Source organism: Streptomyces tanashiensis (assembly GCF_014648895.1).
GTDB classification, from domain to species: domain Bacteria; phylum Actinomycetota; class Actinomycetes; order Streptomycetales; family Streptomycetaceae; genus Streptomyces; species Streptomyces tanashiensis.
Genome location: NZ_BMRZ01000001.1, coordinates 596,470 through 617,199, shown reverse-complemented (window position 1 = coordinate 617,199; position 20,730 = coordinate 596,470). Strand labels below are relative to the sequence as shown.

The window sequence follows — 20,730 nt, the reverse complement described above, 5'->3', positions numbered from 1 at the left end:
CGTGAGCCGACCCCCCTCCCGGCTCTCCCGCTTCACCTGGCCGCGGGCCGCACTGACCGTGCTGCTCGCGGCCGTCGTCGTCCTCCTCCTCGTGCCCGACCGGATCGCGCCCGGCGGCCGGCACACCGGGGCGCGGACCGCGCCCGAGCCGCGGCCGCTGCCCGGAGTCCCGTCCGGGTTCTTCACCGGATCCGACGAGGCCGGGGTGCGCCGGATCGCGCAGGTGCAGGCCTGGCTGGGCGGGGACTCCCTGACCGTCGGGCACACCTATCTGCCGGGCGACCGCTGGTCCAACATCGAGGGGCATCCGGCGCTCTTCGGGCCCTGGGCGCGCTGGAAGGCCGAGCGGCCGGGGCGCCTCTTCGTGCTGAACGTGCCGCTGCTCGACCGGAACGAGGCCGGGCTGCCGGACGCCCAGGTGCGGGCGGGGCTGCGGCAGGGCGCCGGCGGCGCGTACGACGGGCACTTCAGGACGCTGGGGGAGCGGCTCGTGGAGCACGGGCTCGGCGACGCGGTCCTGGTGCTCGGCTGGGAGATGAACGGCACCACGTACAGCCATCGCTGCGGCCCGGACCCGACGGCCTGGAAGGCGTACTGGCGGCGGGTGGTGGGAGTGCTGCGGGAGGTCCCCGGGCAGCGGTTCCGCTTCGACTTCACCCCGAGCCGGGGGCTCGACGCGATCGCCTGGCCGCTCTGCTACCCCGGCGACGACGTCGTCGACATCATCGGGATGGACGCCTACGACCAGCCGGCCGGGCTCTCCTTCGAGGAGCAGGTGGGCGAGGCGTACGGTCTCGCGCACCATGTGCGCTTCGCGGCGGCGCACGGCAAGCCCGTGTCGTACCCGGAGTGGGGGCTCTTCAGGAACGGGGACAACCCGGTCTACGTGCGGGGGATGCTGGACTGGTTCGCGGTGTACCGGCCCGTCTACCAGACCGTCACCGACTACTGCCCGCACGGCGTGTGGGGGTGCGCCGACAATCCGGAGTCGGCGCGGATCGTCCGGGGTGCGCTGGGAGCGCCGGGCCGGCCGTGAGGGAGCGGGGCCGGCCGTGGGGGCGTCAGGCCGGCCGTGAGGGAATCAGGCCGTTCTTGAGGGTGTCGACCGTCCGGTCCAGGAGGGCGACGAGGTCGTCGGTGCGGCCGTGCTCGGCCCAGTGGACGGTCGCCTCGCGCAGCGCGCCGAGGACCGCCGCCGTGAAGATCCGTACCTCCAGGCCGTCCGCGTCCCGGCCCGTGCGGTCGGCGATCGCGCGGGCGAGGCGGCGGCCGGTCGCGGCGGTGGTCTCGGTGAGCCGGGCGCGCACGGCGGGGATCTCCACCATGAGGCGGGCGCGCAGCCGGGTCTCCTCGGGCTCCTCGTCGAGGGCGGTGCGGACGGCTTCCAGGACGACCGCCCGGAGCGATTCGAGGGGTTCCTCGCCGGCGGGGCGGGCGCGCAGCCGGGCTTCGAGGACCGCGTCGTTCTCGTCGGTGAGGAGGATGTCCTCGCGGACCGGGAAGTAGCGCACGACGGTGGAGGGGGACACCTCGGCGGCCGCGGCGATGCGTTCCGTGGTGGTGGCGTCCCAGCCCTGCTCGGCGGCGAGCCGGTAGGTGGCCTTCCGGATCGCCGCGCGGGTCTTCGCCTTCTTGCGCTCGCGGAGGCTGGGGCGGTCGTTCATGACCTTCATTGTCCCTGGTCAGGCGTGCTGGTACGCCACCAGGGAGATGCCGACGTAGTGGACGATGAAGGCGGCGAGGGTCAGCGAGTGGAAGACCTCGTGGAAGCCGAACCAGCGGGGGGAGGGGTTCGGGCGCTTGATGCCGTAGATGACGCCGCCCGCGCTGTAGAGCAGTCCGCCGACGATGACGAGGACGAGGACGGCGATGCCGCCCGCGCGCATGAAGTCGGGCAGGAAGAAGACGGCGGCCCAGCCCATGGCGATGTAGCAGGGCGTGTACAGCCAGCGAGGGGCGCCGACCCAGAAGACGCGGAAGGCGATGCCGGCGGCGGCCGCGGCCCAGACCGCCCACATGAGCGGCTTCGCCGTGGAGTCGGGGAGCAGCAGCAGGGTGAGCGGGGTGTAGGTGCCCGCGATGATCAGGAAGATGTTGGCGTGGTCGAGGCGCCGGAGCACGGCCTCGCCGCGCGGGCCCCAGTTGCCGCGGTGGTAGAGCGCGCTGATGCCGAAGAGCAGGCAGGCGGTGAGGACGTAGATCCCGCAGGCGATGCGGGCGCGGGGCGAGTCCGAGAGGGCGACGAGGGTGAGGCCCGCGACGATCACGGCGGGGAACATGCCCGCGTGCAGCCATCCTCTGAGCCGGGGCTTCGTCGGGAGCGGCAGGGAGCGCTCGGTCGGGGTCACTTCCGGCGTGGCTGCAGTCATGGAAACGAATCCTAGCTACGCACCCGTAGGTACCGGACATGAGTGGCGATGCTCACGTGTGCACCCCCCTGGACATATGGGCGAATCCGTCGGATGATCAAATGAGTGCGGTCGGCACCGGATGAGCAGCTACGACGCATCCGGGTCGCAGCCCCCACGGGGCATACAGCGGAATACACCCCTCAACAAGGAGCAATCGTGGCGCGCGACAACGCGGCTCCCCTTCCCACCCAGCACCAGGAGCTCGTCTCCTGGGTGAACGAGATCGCCGAGATCACCCAGCCGGACAACATCGTCTGGTGCGACGGATCCGAGGCCGAGTACGAGCGCCTGTGCGAGGAGCTCGTCGCCAAGGGGACCTTCAAGAAGCTCGACCCGGTGAAGCGCCCGAACTCGTACTACGCCGCCTCCGACCCCTCCGACGTCGCGCGCGTCGAGGACCGGACCTTCATCTGCTCCGAGAAGGAGGAGGACGCGGGCCCGACCAACCACTGGAAGGCCCCGGCGGAGATGAAGGAGATCTTCGCGGGCGAGAAGGGCATCTTCCGCGGCTCCATGCGCGGCCGCACCATGTACGTCGTGCCCTTCTGCATGGGCCCGGTCGGCTCCCCGCTCTCCGCCATCGGCGTCGAGATCACGGACTCCGCGTACGTCGCCGTCTCGATGCGCACCATGACCCGCATGGGACAGGCCGTCCTCGACGAGCTCGGCACCGACGGCTTCTTCGTCAAGGCCGTCCACACCCTCGGCGCTCCCCTGGAGGAGGGCCAGGAGGACGTGCCGTGGCCCTGCAACACCACCAAGTACATCTCGCACTTCCCCGAGAGCCGCGAGATCTGGTCGTACGGCTCGGGCTACGGCGGCAACGCCCTGCTCGGCAAGAAGTGCTACGCGCTCCGCATCGCCTCCGTCATGGCCCGTGACGAGGGCTGGCTCGCCGAGCACATGCTGATCCTCAAGCTCACCCCGCCGCAGGGTGAGGCGAAGTACGTCGCCGCCGCGTTCCCGTCCGCCTGTGGCAAGACCAACCTGGCCATGCTGGAGCCCACGATCTCCGGCTGGACGGTCGAGACCATCGGCGACGACATCGCCTGGATGCGCTTCGGCGAGGACGGCCGCCTCTACGCGATCAACCCCGAGGCCGGCTTCTTCGGCGTCGCGCCCGGCACCGGCGAGCACACCAACGCCAACGCCATGAAGACCCTCTGGGGCAACTCCGTCTTCACCAACGTCGCGCTCACCGACGACGGCGACGTGTGGTGGGAGGGCATGACCGAGGAGGCCCCGGCCCACCTCACGGACTGGAAGGGCAACGACTGGACGCCGGAGTCCGAGACCCCGGCCGCCCACCCGAACGCCCGCTTCACCGTCCCGGCCGGACAGTGCCCGACGATCGCCCCGGAGTGGGAGGACACCAAGGGTGTCCCGATCTCCGCGATCCTCTTCGGTGGCCGCCGCGCCTCCGCCGTCCCGCTGGTCACCGAGTCCTTCGACTGGAACCACGGCGTCTTCCTCGGTGCGAACGTCGCCTCCGAGAAGACCGCCGCCGCCGAGGGCAAGGTCGGCGAGCTGCGCCGCGACCCCTTCGCCATGCTGCCGTTCTGCGGCTACAACATGGGCGACTACATGGCCCACTGGGTCAAGGTGGGCGCGGACGCCGACCAGGCGAAGCTGCCGAAGATCTACTACGTGAACTGGTTCCGCAAGAACGACGCCGGCAAGTTCGTCTGGCCCGGCTTCGGCGAGAACAGCCGCGTCCTGAAGTGGATCGTCGAGCGCCTCGACGGCAAGGCCGAGGGCGTCGAGACCCCGATCGGCATCCTGCCGACCGCGGAGTCCCTGGACACCGAGGGCCTGGACCTGCCGGCCGAGGACCTGGAGTTCCTCCTCAAGGTCGACCGTGACGTGTGGCGCGAAGAGGCCGCCCTCGTCCCCGACCACCTGAACACCTTCGGCGACCACACGCCGAAGGAACTGTGGGACGAGTACAACGCCCTGGTCGAGCGCCTGGGCTAGTCCCCCGAGACTCGTGGTGGGCTGCCCCGAAACACCGCCCTGACCAGTGGGGTCACGACGGTCCATCACGACGCAACCGGCCCCCGGAGCCCCCTCAGGCTCCGGGGGCCGGCGCATGTCCCCTAGAGGATCGGCTGCGCGGCCTCGACGGTCGCGATCGCGCGACGGCAGGCGTCACGGAACGCCTCGAACTGGCCGTTCGACTCGTCCCAGGTCGACGCGCGCTTCGAGCGGGAGCTGGAGTCGCCGAAGAGGCTCTGGCGGAGCTCCGTCGTCATCTCGATCTGGGCGCCCTTGCGGAGCATCGTGAGGTTGCACGGGTTGGTGACGTGGCTGCCGTTGAAGTCCTGGAGGCGGGTGGCGTACCGGGAGTCGAAGGCGTCGACCACCGGGAAGCCCGCGTTGCCGATCTCGTGGACCAGCGCCGCGCGGAAGTCTTCGTTGAGACCGCCGACGACGGCGAGGCGCGGGTCGCCGGTCGGCGGCCAGATCGCCGGCTCCGGCATGCCCAGCTGCTCGTACTTGCAGCCGTGCAGCGACAGCACGTTGAGGTGGCTCGCGGCCAGCGACAGGGCCACGTGGTCGTCGCAGTTCCTCGACGTGACGTGCAGATCCTTGTTGCCTATGGGGAGCAGGCCCTCGAACAGGAAGTAGTCGTACGTGGTCGACAGGATCGGCTTGGAGATCTCCGTGACGTCGGCCGGGTCGTAGCCGGCGATGCCCAGGGCGAGTTCGCTCGTGCCGATCTCGATGCCGCCGCCGTGCAGGGCGAGGATCGCGGTGCGCGGGAACGCGGACTTCGCGTCGAGGTCGGGGTCGATCTTCTGGTGAATCCTGTAGCGACGGCCGTAGGCGGTGCCCTCGACACGCTTCGGGTCGCTGTACAGCGCGGTGTTCGAGGGGTACTCGCCCGGGTCCGCCGCGGCGGCGGCCGGGGCCGCGGCGGCGAGCTGGCCGAGGACCGGGGCGCCCGCCGTGGCGGCGGCGGCGAAGGCCGTGAGGACGGTGCGGCGGGACGCGGGACGCTGTGGGAATGTCATGCACCGAACATAGTTGATCTTGGTGCGCCGCCGCTCAGTTTCCCCTCTCCTCGACATAGCGCGTGTGGGTCTCCTGACGGATCGCCTCCGCGTCCCGGAGGGCCGCCGCGATCGCCGTCGTCTCCTCGTGGAGCGCGGTCAGTTGGCGTTCGAGATGGGTCTCCGGAGGCTCGGCCCCCGGAGTGAACCGCGACCACCACCGTGTCCGTACGAAGGTGTCGACGGCCTCCGGGACGTCCTGGCGGACCGCGCGGCCGAGGACGTGGAGGTGGTCCGGGTCGCTCACCCAGCCCGGTTCGAGCAGGGCCTCCACGAGGGTGGCGAGCTCGGTCAGCCGGGCACGGACGGCGGGCGGCAGGTCCACCTCGGTCAGATACGCGCGCAGGGTCTCGAAATCGGCCCGCAGCGCGTCGAGTTGTTCGCCGGCGTCCGGGAAGTGCGGGGTGTCGGGGCGCTCGGGCGGGGCGATCAGCGCCCCCGCCGCGTACAGGCCCGCGACCACCAGCGGCCAGAGCCCGCCCGCCGCGCCGGTGAGGGCGATCCCGACACCGGCCAGCCCGCAGACGCTGCCGGTGAGGTTCTTGCGGGACTCGGCGTACCCGAGCAGGCGGCTACTGGTACCCACGGATCTCCTCGAATGCGCCGTCGAGCGAACCCCGGGTGGCGTCGAAGAGCTTGCCGCCGGTCAGGCTCGCGAGGTGGTCCAGCTCGCCCCGGTCGGAGTCCCCGAAGAGGATCGGGAAGACCGGTGTGCGCTGCTGCTCGGCCGGAAGGGAGCGGTAGAAGGTGTCGAAGGCGGCCGCCGGGTCGCCGTCGGTGTTCTCCCCGTCCGTCATCAGCACGACCGAGGTGAAGGTGTCGTCGGGGGCCCTGCCCAGGAACGCGTACGCCTCCTGGAGACTGGAGTAGATCGCCGTGCCCCCCGAGGCCGAGAGCTTCCGGGCGTCCGCGCGGATCGCGTCGAGCGCCACCTTCGGCGAGGCCGGGTCGACCGTGTGCGTACGGACCTCGTCCTGCTTCACCGAGGAGCCGAAGGGCATCAGGGTCACCTCCTCCCGGTCCCGGAAGTCGCCGGTCAGCTCGGCGAGCGCCGACTTCAGCCGTTCGAGCCGCTCGCCGCCCATCGAGCCCGAGGTGTCGAGCACGTACACCGTGCGGGAAGGCCTGCGCAGGGTGTTGTCGTACGCGTCGAGGAGACCGTCGGCGACGGCCCGGCTGCCGGGGAAGGGCAGCTCGCGGCGCGGGTCCCGGGCGAGCGCCGAGGCCGGACGGACCCCGGCGACCACCGGGCGGCGCAGGGTCGTCTCGGTGATCCGCCGCTGGGCGTCCGGGGTGCGCAGCCAGGTGGTGAGCCGGCCCGCCGCCTCCTTCGCCTCGGGGCGGGCCGAGGTGAGCAGGGTCAGCGGGTAGTCGGCGGTCACGACCCCGTCGGACGGCCGGATCACCGTCAGCTTCCCGGGCGCGGACAGCAGCACGGACTCGTAGTTCACGAGCGCGTCGACGTCGGTGCGGCGGGCGTAGGCCGTGGCGAGCCAGCCGGAGGAGCCCGAGGTCAGCTTCTGGCCCGTGAAGAACTCCTTCAGGCGCGGGGTGGCCCGGGTGACGTCCTGCTCGGTCAGCGCGGACTGGGCGCCGGAGAGCCCGGAGGCCACCGAGACGAGCGCGGAGAAGCCGGAGTTGGAGCGCTTCGGGTCCGTCATGCCGTACGTCAGCTTTCCGTCGGCGACCGCCCGGTGCAGCTGCGACCAGGTCACCTTGGCCGGGTCCCAGCCGAGCCGGGCGACGGTGGCGGGCCGCACTCCGAGGGCCACCGGCGAGGTCATGACCGGCGTCTCGTTGGTGATCTTCTTCGCCGTGTCCGGGCGGAGCCGGAGGTAGTCGTTGGAGGAGAGCCAGACCGCGTCGTACGCCTTGTCCGCCTCGCCGGACGCGATGCGCTCGACGGCGTCCAGGGTGCCCGCGTACGTGGGGCGGACGGTGATCCCGGTCGCCTTGGCGGCCTCGTCGAGGATCGGGCCCATGTCGGCCAGCTCGGAGGAGGCGAGGACCCGGAGGGTGCCCGCCTCGAACTCCGTGCCGTGGTCCACGGGACGGTCGTCACCGCCGCCGCCGGAGCAGGCGGTGGCGAGGAGGGCGAGGGCGAGGGCGGAGGCCGTGCGGGCCCAGGCGCGGGTTCTCATGCGAGGCCGCCACCCTCCGGGGAGCCGGTGCGGCGGCTGCGCTCCAGGTGGGCGCTCGCCTCCTGGAGTTCGGCGGTCAGCGACTCGACCGTGGCGGCCATGGACTCCGTCGCCCGCGCCTTGTACGTGTCGATGGCGTCGAGCGTCCGGTAGATCTGCTGGAAGGCGGTCCGGAGCGTCTCCGCGCCCACCGCCGGGTTCGCCGCCAGGACCTGGATCTGCCCGGCCTGGTCCTCCAGCATGTCGGCGTTGCGCCGGATGATGTCCTCCGTCGTCGAGCGCAGCACGGTCACCTGCTCGGTGACCTTCCGCTGGTTCTCCAGGGCCGAGGCGAGCATCACCGCGATCCGCAGCGCCGACACGGTCGTCGTCGCCGCCCGGTCCACGCCCTTGATCAGCTCGTCGTTGTTCCGCCGGACCACGTCCATCGCCAGGTATCCCTGGGCGCAGACGGCGAGCTGGGTCAGCAGGTCCTGGTGCTTCTGCCGGACCGGGAAGAGGAGGTCGGCGCGGAGGGTGTCCGCCTGGGCCGGGTCCGGGGTGAGCGCGATGCGCTCCTCCACGGCCGCGTCGAGGGCGTCGGTGAGCACCGCGTACTCCTGGAGCTTGCCCATGGTCTCCCACAGCCGGGCCCGCTCCGTCTGCAACGCGGCGTTGTCGCGGCTCAGTTCGTCCCGGCCACTGCGCAGCGCGCCGACGATCCGGTTGAGGGTGGCCTGAGAGGAGGCGTACTTCGCGACGTGGTCGCGCAGCTTGTTGCCGCCGGGGAGCTTCGAGAGGAGGCCCTTGAAACCCTTGGCGGGGCTGTCCCGGGGGTCCAGGTCCTCGACCGTGCGACGGAGTTCGACGAGGGAGGAGCCGACCCGGGTCTGCGCGTCGCCGCCGCCCTGGCCGAGCGAGCGGACCGTGCGGTCCAGCATCCGGTTCGACTGCTGCGCCGCGGTGCGCATCTCGCCCGCGCCGAGCGACGCGATCTCGTCGACGCGGCCGGCGAACTCGGGGGAGCGCGGGTCGAGTCCGGACAGCGAGCCGACGTACTCGACGGCCCGGCGGGACATCTCCGTGCGGACGGACTCGTCCAGCGGCACCAGGCCGGAGGCCTGCTCGGCGCGGACTGCGGGCACGGGCTCGGGCGGGGTGAGGACGAGCGGGGTGTCGTGCTCGGGCGGAGTCAGGGCCATCGTTCTTCTCGGATCCTCGGGCGTGGTCATGCGGTGTCCCCCTGGTCGCGGGCCCGCAGCGCCATCTCGTGCAGCACCTTGCTGGTGGGCACGGGCGCCTGGCGGACTCCGGTCAGCGTCTGGTTGAGGTAGGCGGTGTGGCCGTCGGTGGCGGCGGTGAACTCGCTCGCCGCGCCCTGCGGGCGGAAGCCGTGGCGGACCGCGAGCTTGCGCAGCTCGGGGTCGGTGGAGAGGAGCTCGCCGAGCGCCCGGCCGTTCTCGGTGAGCGGTACGAGGGTGTGGTCGCTGTTGACCGTGGTGTCCGGGTAGAGGACGACGAGGTCGCCCATGGGCCGTCCGGCGAGCAGCTGGGAGGCGACCTGCGACTCGTACACGAGGACGAGCGGGTTGCCGACGCCGCTGACGAAGTCCCGGAAGGGCGCGTCCGATCCGGACTGCTGGGCGCCCTGCACCTGGACCAGCTTGCGCAGCAGCGGTGCCGTGCGGGTGACGGCCGCCTTGTCCCCGGCGACCCGTCCGCCGTCGGCGACGTAGCTCGCGGCGGCGAGGTAGAGGGCGCCGGAGCTGGAGGCGACCGGGTCGGTGGAGGTGATGAAGAGGGTGCCGCTCAGCTCGGTGTGTCCGGCGGAGCCCTTGAGCTGCTGCCAGGTCCGGTCGGCGCGGGCCGCCGCGAGGTAGGCGTCCATCTTCAGGGTGCCGCTCGTCCCGCGCGGGCCGAGGGTCGCCAGGCCGTTGCCGGCGAGGATCTGGGCGGCGGCGCTGTGGGCGACGACGACCAGCGGCGAGTAGAAGGGCCGCAGCGGGGCCGGCAGGGCCTTGTCCTTCGACGCCGCCTGCGCCTTGGCGCGCAGTTCGTCGGCCGGTCCCTTGGAGGACGGGAAGACGAAGTCGTAGCCGTCGAGGGGCCGTTCCTCCATGTCCCAGGACCCGGAGGTCTCGGTGCCCACGGTGAAGCCCTTGGCGGCCAGCGCCTTCACCACCTGCGGATCGGCGAAGAACTCGGCCTTCTCCGATCCGATGACTCCTCGCACGGTCTTCGTTGCCGTGCCTGTGTCCTTGTCGCCGCCCGTCACGAGGACGGCGGCCACGCCGCCGAGGAGCAGGACGGCCAGGACGATTCCCAGGATGCGTCTCACGCGGGCAGCGTGCTCGCGGAAACCCACATTCCAGGGGGAGTCGGATGTACGGGGGGTGAAGGAGCGATCCCGGTACCGAACCGGAGCGGCGACCGCCGTATCCCCGGGGTTCGCGTCTTCGCGCGGGCGTTGGGTGGCGCCCGGTCCGCGCGGTTCGTGCCGCGCGGACCGGGGCCGTCAGGGGGTGGCGACCGCGGCCAGGGTGGGTTCCCCGGCCAGCGCCGCGGTGTGCGCGTCCATGCGCCCGGCGGCGAGGATCGCGGCGGCCGTGTCGGCCCGGGAGGCGGCGACGACCAGTGCGCGGCCCGCGAGGGCGTGCGCCCTGCGGTGCAGGTCCTGCGCGGGCGAGCCGCTCAGTCCCGCGTGCCGCGCGGGCGGTGCGCCGCGCAGCCGCGCCACCTGCCGGGCGATGAGCTCGCCGGCCTCCGTGTCGCCCAGCTCGTCGGTGACGGCGAGCAGGGCGGCGAGGTGTCCTGCGAGCTGGATGTCCAGCTCCTCCTCGCGGGAGCGGTGCGGATACGCGTCCTGGGCGTCGTCGGCCATCCGGTGGACCGACTTGGTGCGGATCGGTTCGTACATGGGGATGGCCTCCTGCAGTTGCCCTGCGGCCATCCTAGCTTAGATCCGGTCTAAAGTTGAGCAACGTCCGGCGTGGGGTTCAGGGCTGGCTGTAGCCGTCCAGGAACCGCCCGATCCGCGTCACCGCGTCCGCCAGGTCCGCGGCCGCCGGCAGCGTGACGATCCGGAAGTGGTCGGGCTCGTGCCAGTTGAAGCCCGTCCCGTGCACGACCATGATCTTCTCGGCCCGCAGCAGGTCCAGGACCATCTGCCGGTCGTCCTTGATCTTGTAGACGTTCGGGTCGAGGCGCGGGAAGAGGTACAGCGCGCCCTTCGGCTTCACGCACGTCACGCCCGGGATCTGCGTGAGCAGCTCGTACGCCGTGTCCCGCTGTTCGAGGAGGCGCCCGCCCGGCAGCACCAGGTCCTCGATCGACTGCCGGCCCTGGAGCGCGGCGGCCACCGCGTGCTGCGCCGGCATGTTCGCGCAGAGGCGCATGTTGGCGAGGATCGTGAGGCCCTCGATGTACGAGGACGCGTGGTGCTTCGGGCCGCAGACCGCGAGCCAGCCCGAGCGGAAACCGGCCACCCGGTAGTTCTTGCTCATCCCGTTGAAGGTGAGGACGAGGAGATCGGGGGCGATCGCGGCGGTCGGGGTGTGCGTGGTGCCGTCGTAGAGGATCTTGTCGTAGATCTCGTCCGAGCAGACGACCAGGTTGTGACGCCGGGCGATCTCCGTCAGCGAGCGGAGCATCTCGTCGTCGTAGACGGCGCCCGTCGGGTTGTTCGGGTTGATGATCACGATCGCCTTGGTGCGGTCGGTGATCTTGCGCTCGATGTCCGCGAGATCCGGCATCCAGTCGGACTGCTCGTCGCAGCGGTAGTGCACGGCCGTACCGCCCGCGAGCGAGACCGAGGCGGTCCACAGCGGATAGTCCGGGGCCGGGACGAGGACCTCGTCGCCGTCGTCGAGAAGCGCCTGCATCGACATCTGGATCAGCTCCGAGACGCCGTTGCCGAGGTAGATGTCCTCGACGGAGAGCGGGATGCCCTTCGTCTCGTAGTGGCTCATCACCGCCCGGCGGGCCGAGAGCAGCCCCTTCGCGTCGCCGTAGCCGTGCGCCTCGGAGAGGTTCCGGAGCACGTCCTCCAGGATGGCGGGCGGACACTCGAAGCCGAAGGCGGCCGGATTGCCCGTGTTCAGCTTGAGGATGCGATGACCCGCGGCCTCAAGCCGCATCGCCTCTTCGAGCACCGGACCCCGGATTTCGTAACAGACGTTGGCGAGCTTCGTGGACTGGATCACCTGCATGACGAGAGCTTACGGCGGGGTCGGCCGGGGCGCCGAGTGTTTTGGGACACGTCGGACAACGGGGCCGGTGGGGCCCTGTGTGACCCGGATCGCATCGGGGGTGTCGTGCTCCCTACAATCCGGGCCATGAGCCACCACGATCCCGGAGCCGCCGGACCCCGGCGCGCCCGCCGCCGCCACGCCCCCGCCCGCCGGGGCCGCGGTGCCGTGTGGCTGCTCGCCGGGGGTGCCGTCACCGTCCTCGGACTCGCCGCCACGCTGCTCGGCGGCGGTCTCGGCAAGAGCGGCGGAACGCGGTCCTCCGACGAGGGCGGGGCCGACGGGCCGCCCGCGATGATCCAGGCCGACCCGTCCGACGGGACGCCGGGCACCGCCTCGGCGACGGCGTCCGCCCCCGGCTCCACCGGCTCCTCGGGCGGCGGTGCCACAGCCGTGCCCGGTACGGATCCCTCCGTGAAGACCACGGCGACCGCTGCTCCGTCCGGGGCCGCGACCACCGCCCCGCCGACGGCCTCGCCGTCCGCCACCGCCACCGCCCAGGACGACGGCCGCCCCGGGAAGCCGGGGAAGGGCCGGGGAGCGGGCAAGCGGCCCAGGTAGGCCCGGCCGGACGCCCGCAGGGCACAGCGGGGCGGGGGCTCGGCCGCGGTCTCGAAATCGGGAGACCCGGGGCGGTCGGGATAGGTTGGCCCGTCATGTGGGTTTTCAGTGCCTCCGGATGCCGGTGGCTGGGTGCGGGCGGGTCGCTCGCCGTCGCCGTGGGCGGCTGGGCCGCCGGCACGCTGCCGGTGCGCGGCGGCTGGGGACTGTGGGAGCCGCGCGGCTCCGCGATCACGGTCGTCGGCGCCGTCCTCGCGTACCTCGGCCTGACCCTGCTCGTCGCCGCCTGGTGGCGCTACGGCGTCCTCCTCGCCCGGGGCCTGCGGCACGGGGTGCTCGCCACCCTCGCCTGCTGGACCGCGCCGCTCCTCCTCGCCCCGCCGCTGCACAGCGCCGACGTCTACAGCTACATCGCCCAGGGCGCCATGGTCCTCGAAGGCCACGACGTGTACGGGGCCGGGCCCTCCGTCCTCGGCCCCGGCGACCTCGGGGCGGACGCGGCGGCGAGCGTCGGCGGGAACTGGACCGACACCCCCGCGCCGTACGGGCCCGCCTTCCTGCTCCTCGCCGCCGGGGTCGTCAAGCTGACCGGCGGGGCGGTCGTGCCCGCCGTCCTCGGCATGCGGCTGATCGCCCTCGGTGCGCTCGCCCTGATCGTCTGGGCCGTCCGCGGGCTCGGCGGCGGCCGCGACGGCGCCGGCGGAGCGCTCTGGCTCGCCGCCCTCAACCCGCTGTTCCTCGTCCACGTCGTCGGCGGCACGCACAACGACGGACTGATGATCGGCCTCATGCTCGGCGGCGTCCTGCTCGCCACGCGCGGGCGGTGGGTGCTCGGCTGCGTCCTCGTCGGCTTCGCGATGATGGTGAAGTCCCCGGCGGCGGTGGCCCTGCTCTTCATCGGCGTGCTCCTCGCGCGCGGCGGCGGCGCCCGCGGCCTCGTGAAGGGGCTCGTCCTGCCGGGCGCCGTCGCCGGCGCCGTGGCCGCGGGCGCGTCCGCGCTCGCCGGGACCGGGTTCGGGTGGCTGCGGACGCAGAGCGTCGCCGCCGCCATCCACACGCCGCTGTCCCTCACGAGCGACCTCGGCCTCGGCCTCGGGACGCTCTTCGAGGGCGAGGCCGAGCCCGTGAAGGGTGTCGTCCAGAAGCTGGGCCTCGTCGTGGCCCTCGCGGTCGTCGCGGCGCTCGCGTGGCGGGCCTACCGTGGCCGCCTCGACCCGGTCCTCGGACTCGGTCTTTCGCTGGTCGCGCTCGTCGCGCTCTCGCCGATGGTCCAGCCCTGGTACCTGCTGTGGGGGACGGTCGTCGTCGCGGCGGTCGCCTGGCGCGGCCGGGCGGGGCAGGTGCTCGCCGTGCTGTCGGCCGCGCTCGTGTACGAGACGCAGCCCTCGGGGCACACGCCGTGGTACGGGTTCGTGCTGGCCGGGCTCGTGCTGGTGGTGGGCCTGGTCTGGGTGCGGCGGGAGCCGTGGCCCGCCGGCCTCCCGGCGGATGCCGTTCCGTCGCGTCCGCCCGTTCCGCCCCAGCGCACCCGCGATCCGCGCGCGGCGGCGCCGGCCCACGACTCAGCGGGTCTCCGTCCTCCGGACTGAGCGGCCCGCCAGCACGTCCGTCCGCCGGCCGTCCTCGATGACGAACCGGCCGTCGACCAGGACGTGCGGGATGCCCACGGGAAGGGTGCGGGGGTTCTCGTACGTCGCGGGGGACGCGACCGTCGCCGGGTCGAAGAGGACCAGGTCCGCCACGTAGCCCTCCCGCACCAGGCCCCGGTCCGGGAGACGGAGGCGGGCCGCGGGCCGGGAGGTGAGGTGGGCGACGCACTCCTCCAGGGAGAGGACGCCGAGCTCGCGCACGTACCGCCCCAGATACTCGGGAAACGTGCCGTACGCGCGCGGGTGCGGCTTGAGGCCCTGGAGGATGCCGTCCGAGCCGCCCGTGTGCACCCGGTGGCGCATGATCGTCCGGACGTTCTCCTCGTGGCCGACGTGCTGGAGGATCGTCGTGCCGAGACGGTCCTCGACCAGCAGCCGGTGCGCGGTGGCCCAGCCGTCGACGCGGCGGCCCACGAACCCCGCAAGGGCCGGGTCGGAGACGCCCGAGATCTCGATCGTGGTCCAGTCGACCGGCACCCCGTGGCAGCCGTCAGAGCCGAGCTCCTCCAGGTGGTGCCGGATCCGCTCCGCCGTGGCGCCGTCGCGGAGCCGGTCCAGGGCGGCTTCCGGGCCGCCCTCGCTCGCCCAGCTCGGGAGCAGCGCGAGCAGGGTCGTACTGCCCGGGGTGTAGGGGTACGTGTCGAGGCTGATGTCGGCGCCCGCGGCGAGGGCCTCGTCGAGGAGGGCCAGGAGCTCCGGGGCCCTGCCCTCGTTCACGCCGAAGTTCATGGTGGCGTGGGCCAGGTGGAGGGCGCAGCCCGCCTCCCGGGTCAGCGCCACCATCTCCTCGTACGCGCGGAGCGCCCCTGCCCCGTACGAGCGGTGGTGCGGGCAGTAGTAGCCGCCGTACCCGGCCACGACCCGGCACAGCTCGGTGAGCTCGGAGTCCGGTGCGTACATCCCGGGGGTGTAGGTGAGGCCGGAGGACATGCCGACCGCGCCCTGCTCCAGGCCCTCGGCCACCAGCCGCCGCATGCGGTCGAGCTCGGCCGCCGTCGCCGGCCGGTCCTCCCAGCCCATCGCGTACATGCGGACCGTGCCCTGCGGGACGAGGTACGCGGCGTTGACCGCGATCCCGCGGCCCCCGTGCGCCCGGTCGAGCCGGTCCAGGTAGCCGCCGACCGTGCGCCAGTCGAGGTCGACGTCGGAGCCGTCGCCGTTCCAGCCGGTGATCGCCCGGCGGACCTCCGCCAGCGTGCGGTCGTCGACGGGGGCGTACGACAGGCCGTCCTGGCCCAGGACCTCCAGCGTCACGCCCTGCGCGGCCTTCGCGCTGTGGTCCGGGTCGCGGAGCAGCGCCAGGTCGCTGTGGGCGTGCATGTCGATGAAACCGGGGGACAGGACGAGGCCCTCGGCGTCCAGGACGCGGCGGGCGGTCGGGCGCTGGCAGCCGGCCGCCGCGGCCTCCTTGACGATCGAGACGATCCGGCCGCCCTCGATCCCGACGTCGGCCCGGTAGGAGTCGCCGCCGCTGCCGTCGACGACCTCCGCGTCACGGAAGACGAGGTCCATGTCCGCCCCCTCCGGCGATCAGAAGAACGTGCGGATGTGGTCGACCACCGTGCCGTCCGCCTCGACGACCGGGATCAGCTGCCACTTGTCGAAGATCGTGCAGGGGTGGGACAGGCCCATCCCCACCCAGTCGCCGACCTCCAGGTCCGCGCCGGGCCCGGTGGCGAGCCAGGCGTGCTGGTCGGAGAGGCCCGTGACGGTGATGCCCTCCGCGGGCCGGATCTCACCCGTGCGGGCGTCGCGGACCACCTGCGCCTCGGGGAGGTGCAGGTCGTGGGCGGCGTCCCGCTTGCCCGCGTTGGTGAAGGCCTGCTCGGCGGTCGGGCGGGAGACGACCTGCGACCAGAGCCGGAACGCCGGCTGGAGCGCGCCCTCCTCGGGGATCCGGTTGAAGGGGGTGCGGGTGCGGTACTGGCCGTCGTCGTGGGAGACGTACGCGCCGGAGCGCAGCAGCTTGAGGACCGGGAGGGAGAGCTCGGGGATCTCCGCGAAGACCTCGGCGACCGTGTCGAACCACTCGCTGCCGCCCGCGCTCACGACGATCTCGCCGGCGGCGGGGTCGAAGCGGCCGGCCTTGTCGAAGTCGGCGGCGAGACCGACGAGCCGGTGCAGCCACTCCCGTACCCGCTCGGCGTCGGCCCCGGGCATCGTGCCCTCGTACCCGGCGACGCCGACGAGCCGCAGGGTGGGGACGGCCGCGACCGCGTCGGCGACGGCCGCGCACTCCGCCTCGGTCCGTACGCCCGTGCGCCCGGTCGAGCCGGCGGCCAGTTCGACGACGACGTCCACGGGACGGGCCGCGCCCGCCGCGCGCAGGGCCTCGTCCATCAGCTCGACGCCGCGCACGGAGTCGACGTAGCAGATGAAGCGGAAGTCCGGGTCGGCGTCGAGCTCGGCGGCGAGCCAGCGCAGGGCGACGGCGTCGACGAGCTCGTTGCCCAGGAAGATCCGGGAGATGCCGTGGGCGCGGTAGACGCGGGCCTGGTGGGGGACGGCGGCGGTGATGCCCCAGGCGCCGTGCTCCAGCTGCCGCTCGAAGAGCTGGGGGGCCATGGAGGTCTTGCCGTGCGGGGCGAACGCGAGGCCGTGGCGCTCGGCGTACGTCTCCAGGAGGCGGAGGTTGTGCTCGACGGACTCGGCGGAGAGGGCGAGGACCGGGGTGGTGAAGCCGCCGGTGAAGAGGTTGCGCCGCTGGGCGGAGAGCTCGCCGACGGTCAGTCCCTCGGCGTCCGGGGGCAGGGCCTTGAAGCGGTGGTCGACGCGCTCGTTCGCCAGGTCGGGCGTGCCGTTCGCCGGGTCGGGCATGAGGCCTCCTCATCGTGGTCGTTGCAGGATGTGCAACGCTCATTGCGCATAGTGCTCAGTGCTGTCTAACATCCGGGCCGAGGCCGGGTCAATGGACCCGGTCGACGGACCCGTACGAGTCTGAGGGAGCCCGAGAGTGAGCGGACCCGCGCCCGTGGACGCGGCCCCGGACGTCGTCTGCCTCGGCGAGTCCATGGTCACCTTCCTGCCCTCCCGGCCGGGCCGCCTCGCCGACGTCCCCTCCTTCACCCGCGCGATCGGCGGCGCCGAGTCCAACGTCGCCTGCTCCCTCGCCGCCGCCGGACACCGCGTCCGCTGGGTCGGCCGCGTGGGCCGCGACGGCTTCGGCGACCACCTCGTCGACACCATCGGCGGCCACGGCGTCGACGTCACCGCCGTCGGCCGCGACCCGCACCGGCCGACCGGCGTCTACTTCCGCACCGACGAGGACCGGGCCACCGACGCCCACGAGGTCGTCTACTACCGGGCCGGCTCGGCCGCCTCAGCCATGTCGCCCGCCACCGTGCCGTACGACTCCGTCGCCGGCGCCCGGATCCTCCACCTCACCGGCATCACCGCCGCGCTCTCCGCCGACTGCCTGGCCCTGATGCGGGAGCTCACGGCGCCGCGCCCCGGGCGGCCGCTCGTGTCGTTCGACGTGAACCACCGGCCGGGGCTGTGGCGGGACGGCAGCGCCCCCTCCGTACTGCTCGACCTCGCGCGCCGGGCCGACGTCGTCTTCGTCGGCGCCGACGAGGCGGAGCGGCTGTGGGGCGTGGCCGATCCGGCCGCGATCCGAGCGGTGCTGGCGGAGCCGGCGGTGCTGGTGGTGAAGCGGGGGGCGGAAGGCGCGGTGGCCTTCGAGCGCTGCGGGGGGCCTTTGGCTGGAAATCCAGCCCCGCCGGCGTTCGAGGCGCGGGGTCCGGGGCGGAGCCCGGGTCCGGGAAGGGGCGGGGTGGGGAAAGAGGCCCCGCGCAGTGGCCCCGCACCCGGCCCCGACACCGTCACCCGCACGCCTGCCCCCCGCGTCACCGTCGTCTCCCCCGTCGGCGCCGGCGACGCCTTCGCCGCCGGGTTTCTCTCCGGGACCCTCCGGGGGCTCGGCATGACCGCGCGGCTCCGGCACGGGCACCTCGTGGCCGCCGCCGTGCTCACCGTCCCCGGGGACCTCGCCGCGCCGCCCCGCCGGGGCCACGCCGACCGGCTGGCCGCGCTCGACGACGCCGCCTGGGGCACACTTCACCTCGGCCCCGGCTGGACGGGGGACGACCAGGAGGTACGTACGCCATGAGCCAGACCGTCGACCGGGCGCTCAGCATCCTGCCGCTGCTCGCCCAGGGACCCGCCGACCTCGGGCAGGTCGCCGAGCGGCTCGGCGTCCACAAGTCCACGGCCCTGCGGCTGCTGCGCACGCTCCACGAGCACGGTCTCGTCCACCGGCAGCAGGACCAGCGCTACCGCCTCGGCGCCCGCCTCTTCGCGCTCGCGCAGGAGGCCGTCGAGAACCTCGACGTCCGCGAGATCGCCCACCCCTACCTGACCGCCCTCAACGAGCGGATCGGGCACACGATCCACCTCGCGGTGTACGAGGAGGGCGAGGTCGTCTACATCGACAAGGTCGAGAGCCGCTACCCGGTCCGCATGTACTCGCGCATCGGCAAGCCCGTCGCGATCACCGTCGCCGCCGTCGCCAAGCTGCTCCTCGCCGACCTGCCCGAGCCCGAGCGGCGCGCCGTCGCCGCCAAGCTCGACTACCCCCCGTACACGCCCCGTTCGACGCCGAACGCCGCCGCCTTCCTGAAGGAGCTGGCGACCGTGCGCGAACAGGGCTGGGCCACCGACCTCGGCGGCCACGAGGAGTCCATCAACTGCGTCGGCGCCCCCATCCGGGGTGCCGACGGGCGGGTCGTCGCCGCCATGTCGGTCTCGGCGCCCAACGTGGTCGTCACCGCCGAGGAACTCCTCACCCTCCTCCCGCAGGTGCGCGACACCGCGGACGCCATCAGCCGCGAGTACTCCGGCACCGCCCCGACGAAGGAAGCCAGCGCATGACCGAGAAGACCGCCCTCACCCCCGCCACCCACACCGCCCCGCCCGCGAAGTTCTCGCACGGCGTCAGGAAGGGCGACATCCTCCAGGTCGCCGGCCAGGTCGGCTTCCTGCCGGCGGTCGAGGGCGAGCCCCCGACGGTGGCGGGTCCGACCCTGCGCGAGCAGACCCTCCAGACCTTCGCCAACGTCAAGGCGATCCTGGAGGAGGGCGGCGCGGGCTGGGACGACGTGATGATGATGCGCGTCTACCTCACGGACGTGGACCACTTCGCCGAGATGAACGCGATCTACAACCAGTACTTCGAGGAGCAGAACCTCAAGGCCCCCGCCTCCGCCCGCACCACGGTCTACGTGGGTCTCCCGGCCGGCCTCCTCATCGAGATCGACGCGCTCGCGGTCCTCGGCTGAGCCCGTGACAGTCAGGCGCCCCGGCGGTCTCCGCCGGGGCGCCCTTCACGTACGGACCGTCAGGCCGCGCAGTACTGCGCCTGCTTGCCGATCGAGCGGTACATGCAGTCGGCGTTCTCCAGGAGCTGGAGGACGGCGTCGCGGTTGCGGCTCGTCTCGCGCTCGATGACCTCGTCGGGCGGGTAGAAGCCGCCGCCACCGTTCGACGGGTACATCTCGAAGGTGTACGCGAAGATCTTCTGCGCGCCCCACAGGTAGTCGTCGATCGAGCCGTCCGTGATGTACAGGTCGCTGGACTGCTCGGGCGTGTAGCCGTTGCTCGCGGCCATCCGCCCGCCGACGGTCGCGAAGGCGTCGCGGTCGTCCTGGGTCATGCCGGTGGTGGTGTTGGCCGTGGTCCAGCCGAAGGGCCAGAGGACCAGCTCGCTGTACGTGTGGAAGTCGATGGCCGCCGTGATCTGCTGCTTGCCGCCGACCACCCGGGAGCGGACGAAGTCGGCGACGACCTTCACCTCGGGGGCGGACTCGGGGGCCGTGCCCCGGTAGGTCTCGGAGCTCTTCGTGCCGGAGGAGCCGCCGCAGCAGCCCCACTTGTAGTCCCAGTTCCGGTTCAGGTCCGTGCCGATGTAGGAGGAGCCGGAGTTGGGCTGCCGGTTCTTCCGCCAGCTGCGGTAGGAGCCGCTCGCGATGTCGTACTCGCCGCCGTCCGGGTTGAGGTCCGGGACGATCCAGATCTCGCGCCCGTTCACCATGTTGGTGATGCGGGAGTCGGTGCCGTAGCCCGCGCCGAGCTCGCGCAGGAGGTACAGCGCCATCTCGACGGTGAGGTGCTCGCGGGCGTGCTGGTGGTGGGTGAAGAGGACCTCGGGCTCGTTCTCGTCGGTGGCGACGTTGTCGCTGACCTTGATGGCGACGATGTCCCGGCCCTGGTACGTCTTGCCGATGACCCGCTTGCTCATGATCGACGGGTAGGCGGCGAGGCGCTGGTCGATCTCCGTGCTCATCTCCGCGTAGTTGTGGTACTTCGCGTCGGCGGAGGGGAAGTCGAGCGGGCCGGCCTTCTTCTCGCCGTCCGCGCGGCGGTCCGGCGGGGCGGGCAGGGCGATCGGCGCGTAGCCGAGCGCCTTGAGCCGGGCGAGCTGCTCGGTGTTGGCGCTGACGACGACCGAGCGGGCGTCGACCTCGTCGATCGAGACGCCGGTGGCGGTCAGCGCCGTGCGGGCGGCCTGGGTGGACGGTCCGACGATCTCGTACTGCCGGATCACCTCCTCGGCCCCGGCGGCGATACGGGCGGCGGTCGGCGCCGGGTCCGCCCCGGCGGGCGTGGTGAGGGCGGAGAGGGGCGCCGCGAGGGCGAACGCCACGAGGGCCGCGAGGGTGGCGGACCTTCTGCCGCGTGTGGGACGTCGCATG

The 20,730-nt window shown here is 72.7% G+C and carries 19 protein-coding genes; 7 read left to right on the top strand and 12 right to left on the bottom strand.

Going from position 1 to position 20,730, the window contains the following annotated elements; translation table 11 throughout:
* Position 1: 1 nt before the first annotated feature.
* Entirely contained in the window at positions 2–1,036 is a 1,035-nt protein-coding gene (locus IE237_RS02740) for a glycoside hydrolase family 26 protein (protein WP_189800157.1), read from the top strand.
* A 25-nt stretch (positions 1,037–1,061) separates the two neighbouring features.
* On the opposite strand, the gene IE237_RS02735 is transcribed toward IE237_RS02740, so the two are convergent.
* On the bottom strand, positions 1,062–1,664 hold the full coding sequence (locus tag IE237_RS02735; RefSeq protein ID WP_229842204.1) for an acyl-CoA-like ligand-binding transcription factor: 603 nt from the start codon (positions 1,662–1,664) through the stop codon (positions 1,062–1,064).
* 18 nt (positions 1,665–1,682) lie between these two features.
* The gene (gene trhA, locus IE237_RS02730) at positions 1,683–2,369 is read right to left on the bottom strand and encodes a PAQR family membrane homeostasis protein TrhA (protein WP_189800155.1); all 687 of its coding nucleotides are present in this window, start codon (positions 2,367–2,369) and stop codon (positions 1,683–1,685) included.
* Positions 2,370–2,567: 198 nt separating this feature from the next.
* On the opposite strand from trhA, the gene IE237_RS02725 reads away from it, so the two are divergent.
* A complete protein-coding gene (locus IE237_RS02725) occupies positions 2,568–4,385 on the top strand; it encodes a phosphoenolpyruvate carboxykinase (GTP) (RefSeq protein ID WP_189800154.1) in 1,818 nt (605 codons plus the stop codon).
* A 122-nt stretch (positions 4,386–4,507) separates the two neighbouring features.
* Here IE237_RS02725 and IE237_RS02720 read toward each other — a convergent pair whose 3' ends face one another.
* The 7 genes from IE237_RS02720 to IE237_RS02690 form a co-directional block, all read right to left on the bottom strand.
* Positions 4,508–5,425 carry a poly-gamma-glutamate hydrolase family protein gene (locus IE237_RS02720; protein WP_189800153.1) on the bottom strand — a complete coding sequence of 306 codons (918 nt, stop codon included), beginning with the start codon at positions 5,423–5,425 and terminating at the stop codon, positions 4,508–4,510.
* A 34-nt stretch (positions 5,426–5,459) separates the two neighbouring features.
* Entirely contained in the window at positions 5,460–6,050 is a 591-nt protein-coding gene (locus IE237_RS02715; protein ID WP_189800152.1) for a hypothetical protein, read from the bottom strand.
* On the bottom strand, positions 6,037–7,605 hold the full coding sequence (locus tag IE237_RS02710) for a substrate-binding and vWA domain-containing protein (RefSeq protein WP_189800151.1): 1,569 nt from the start codon (positions 7,603–7,605) through the stop codon (positions 6,037–6,039). The genes IE237_RS02715 and IE237_RS02710 overlap by 14 nt, the downstream gene beginning before the upstream one ends.
* Positions 7,602–8,816, bottom strand: coding sequence for a toxic anion resistance protein (locus tag IE237_RS02705; RefSeq protein WP_189800150.1), 1,215 nt, complete (start codon positions 8,814–8,816; stop codon positions 7,602–7,604). The genes IE237_RS02710 and IE237_RS02705 overlap by 4 nt, the downstream gene beginning before the upstream one ends.
* The gene (locus tag IE237_RS02700) at positions 8,813–9,949 is read right to left on the bottom strand and encodes a hypothetical protein (protein ID WP_189800149.1); all 1,137 of its coding nucleotides are present in this window, start codon (positions 9,947–9,949) and stop codon (positions 8,813–8,815) included. Before IE237_RS02700 ends, IE237_RS02705 begins: the two co-directional genes overlap by 4 nt.
* Before the next feature lie 150 nt (positions 9,950–10,099).
* Positions 10,100–10,501 carry an SCO4983 family protein gene (locus IE237_RS02695; protein ID WP_189800148.1) on the bottom strand — a complete coding sequence of 134 codons (402 nt, stop codon included), beginning with the start codon at positions 10,499–10,501 and terminating at the stop codon, positions 10,100–10,102.
* Positions 10,502–10,580: 79 nt separating this feature from the next.
* Entirely contained in the window at positions 10,581–11,792 is a 1,212-nt protein-coding gene (locus tag IE237_RS02690; RefSeq protein WP_093874318.1) for a pyridoxal phosphate-dependent aminotransferase, read from the bottom strand.
* Between the two features lie 126 nt (positions 11,793–11,918).
* Between IE237_RS02690 and IE237_RS02685 the strand changes: the two genes are divergently transcribed.
* Together IE237_RS02685 and mptB are read left to right on the top strand one after the other, a co-directional pair.
* Entirely contained in the window at positions 11,919–12,392 is a 474-nt protein-coding gene (locus IE237_RS02685) for a hypothetical protein (protein WP_189800147.1), read from the top strand.
* 95 nt (positions 12,393–12,487) lie between these two features.
* Positions 12,488–13,981, top strand: a complete 1,494-nt coding sequence (gene mptB, locus IE237_RS02680) for a polyprenol phosphomannose-dependent alpha 1,6 mannosyltransferase MptB (protein WP_189800146.1) — start codon at positions 12,488–12,490, stop codon at positions 13,979–13,981.
* Here the strand turns inward: mptB and IE237_RS02675 are convergent.
* Positions 13,955–15,553, bottom strand: a complete 1,599-nt coding sequence (locus IE237_RS02675) for an N-acyl-D-amino-acid deacylase family protein (protein ID WP_189800145.1) — start codon at positions 15,551–15,553, stop codon at positions 13,955–13,957. The two genes, mptB and IE237_RS02675, sit on opposite strands and share 27 nt — an antisense overlap.
* 18 nt (positions 15,554–15,571) lie before the next feature.
* Complete coding sequence (locus tag IE237_RS02670) at positions 15,572–16,858, bottom strand: alanine racemase (RefSeq protein WP_189800144.1); 1,287 nt, start codon at positions 16,856–16,858, stop codon at positions 15,572–15,574.
* Between the two features lie 136 nt (positions 16,859–16,994).
* On the opposite strand from IE237_RS02670, the gene IE237_RS02665 reads away from it, so the two are divergent.
* The 3 genes from IE237_RS02665 to IE237_RS02655 are packed head-to-tail and all read left to right on the top strand — an operon-like array spanning position 16,995 to position 19,317.
* Positions 16,995–18,149, top strand: a complete 1,155-nt coding sequence (locus IE237_RS02665) for a sugar kinase (protein WP_189800143.1) — start codon at positions 16,995–16,997, stop codon at positions 18,147–18,149.
* The gene (locus tag IE237_RS02660) at positions 18,146–18,910 is read left to right on the top strand and encodes an IclR family transcriptional regulator (protein WP_189800142.1); all 765 of its coding nucleotides are present in this window, start codon (positions 18,146–18,148) and stop codon (positions 18,908–18,910) included. The genes IE237_RS02665 and IE237_RS02660 overlap by 4 nt, the downstream gene beginning before the upstream one ends.
* Positions 18,907–19,317 carry a RidA family protein gene (locus IE237_RS02655; RefSeq protein WP_189800141.1) on the top strand — a complete coding sequence of 137 codons (411 nt, stop codon included), beginning with the start codon at positions 18,907–18,909 and terminating at the stop codon, positions 19,315–19,317. The genes IE237_RS02660 and IE237_RS02655 overlap by 4 nt, the downstream gene beginning before the upstream one ends.
* Positions 19,318–19,376: 59 nt before the next feature.
* Here IE237_RS02655 and IE237_RS02650 read toward each other — a convergent pair whose 3' ends face one another.
* Positions 19,377–20,729, bottom strand: coding sequence for a M14 family metallopeptidase (locus IE237_RS02650; protein ID WP_189800140.1), 1,353 nt, complete (start codon positions 20,727–20,729; stop codon positions 19,377–19,379).
* Position 20,730: the final 1 nt, after the last annotated feature.

Bases quoted from the DNA above. Each gene is read 5' to 3' on its own strand.
- IE237_RS02650 (WP_189800140.1), bottom strand. From the start codon at position 20,729: ATGCGACGTCCCACACGCGGCAGAAGGTCCGCCACCCTCGCGGCCCTC.
- IE237_RS02720 (WP_189800153.1), bottom strand. From the start codon at position 5,425: ATGACATTCCCACAGCGTCCCGCGTCCCGCCGCACCGTCCTCACGGCC.
- IE237_RS02685 (WP_189800147.1), top strand. From the start codon at position 11,919: ATGAGCCACCACGATCCCGGAGCCGCCGGACCCCGGCGCGCCCGCCGC.
- IE237_RS02705 (WP_189800150.1), bottom strand. From the start codon at position 8,816: ATGACCACGCCCGAGGATCCGAGAAGAACGATGGCCCTGACTCCGCCC.
- IE237_RS02675 (WP_189800145.1), bottom strand. From the start codon at position 15,553: ATGGACCTCGTCTTCCGTGACGCGGAGGTCGTCGACGGCAGCGGCGGC.
- IE237_RS02655 (WP_189800141.1), top strand. From the start codon at position 18,907: ATGACCGAGAAGACCGCCCTCACCCCCGCCACCCACACCGCCCCGCCC.
- mptB (WP_189800146.1), top strand. From the start codon at position 12,488: ATGTGGGTTTTCAGTGCCTCCGGATGCCGGTGGCTGGGTGCGGGCGGG.
- IE237_RS02670 (WP_189800144.1), bottom strand. From the start codon at position 16,858: ATGCCCGACCCGGCGAACGGCACGCCCGACCTGGCGAACGAGCGCGTC.
- trhA (WP_189800155.1), bottom strand. From the start codon at position 2,369: ATGACTGCAGCCACGCCGGAAGTGACCCCGACCGAGCGCTCCCTGCCG.
- IE237_RS02695 (WP_189800148.1), bottom strand. From the start codon at position 10,501: ATGTACGAACCGATCCGCACCAAGTCGGTCCACCGGATGGCCGACGAC.
- IE237_RS02710 (WP_189800151.1), bottom strand. From the start codon at position 7,605: ATGAGAACCCGCGCCTGGGCCCGCACGGCCTCCGCCCTCGCCCTCGCC.
- IE237_RS02660 (WP_189800142.1), top strand. From the start codon at position 18,146: ATGAGCCAGACCGTCGACCGGGCGCTCAGCATCCTGCCGCTGCTCGCC.
- IE237_RS02690 (WP_093874318.1), bottom strand. From the start codon at position 11,792: ATGCAGGTGATCCAGTCCACGAAGCTCGCCAACGTCTGTTACGAAATC.
- IE237_RS02735 (WP_229842204.1), bottom strand. From the start codon at position 1,664: ATGAACGACCGCCCCAGCCTCCGCGAGCGCAAGAAGGCGAAGACCCGC.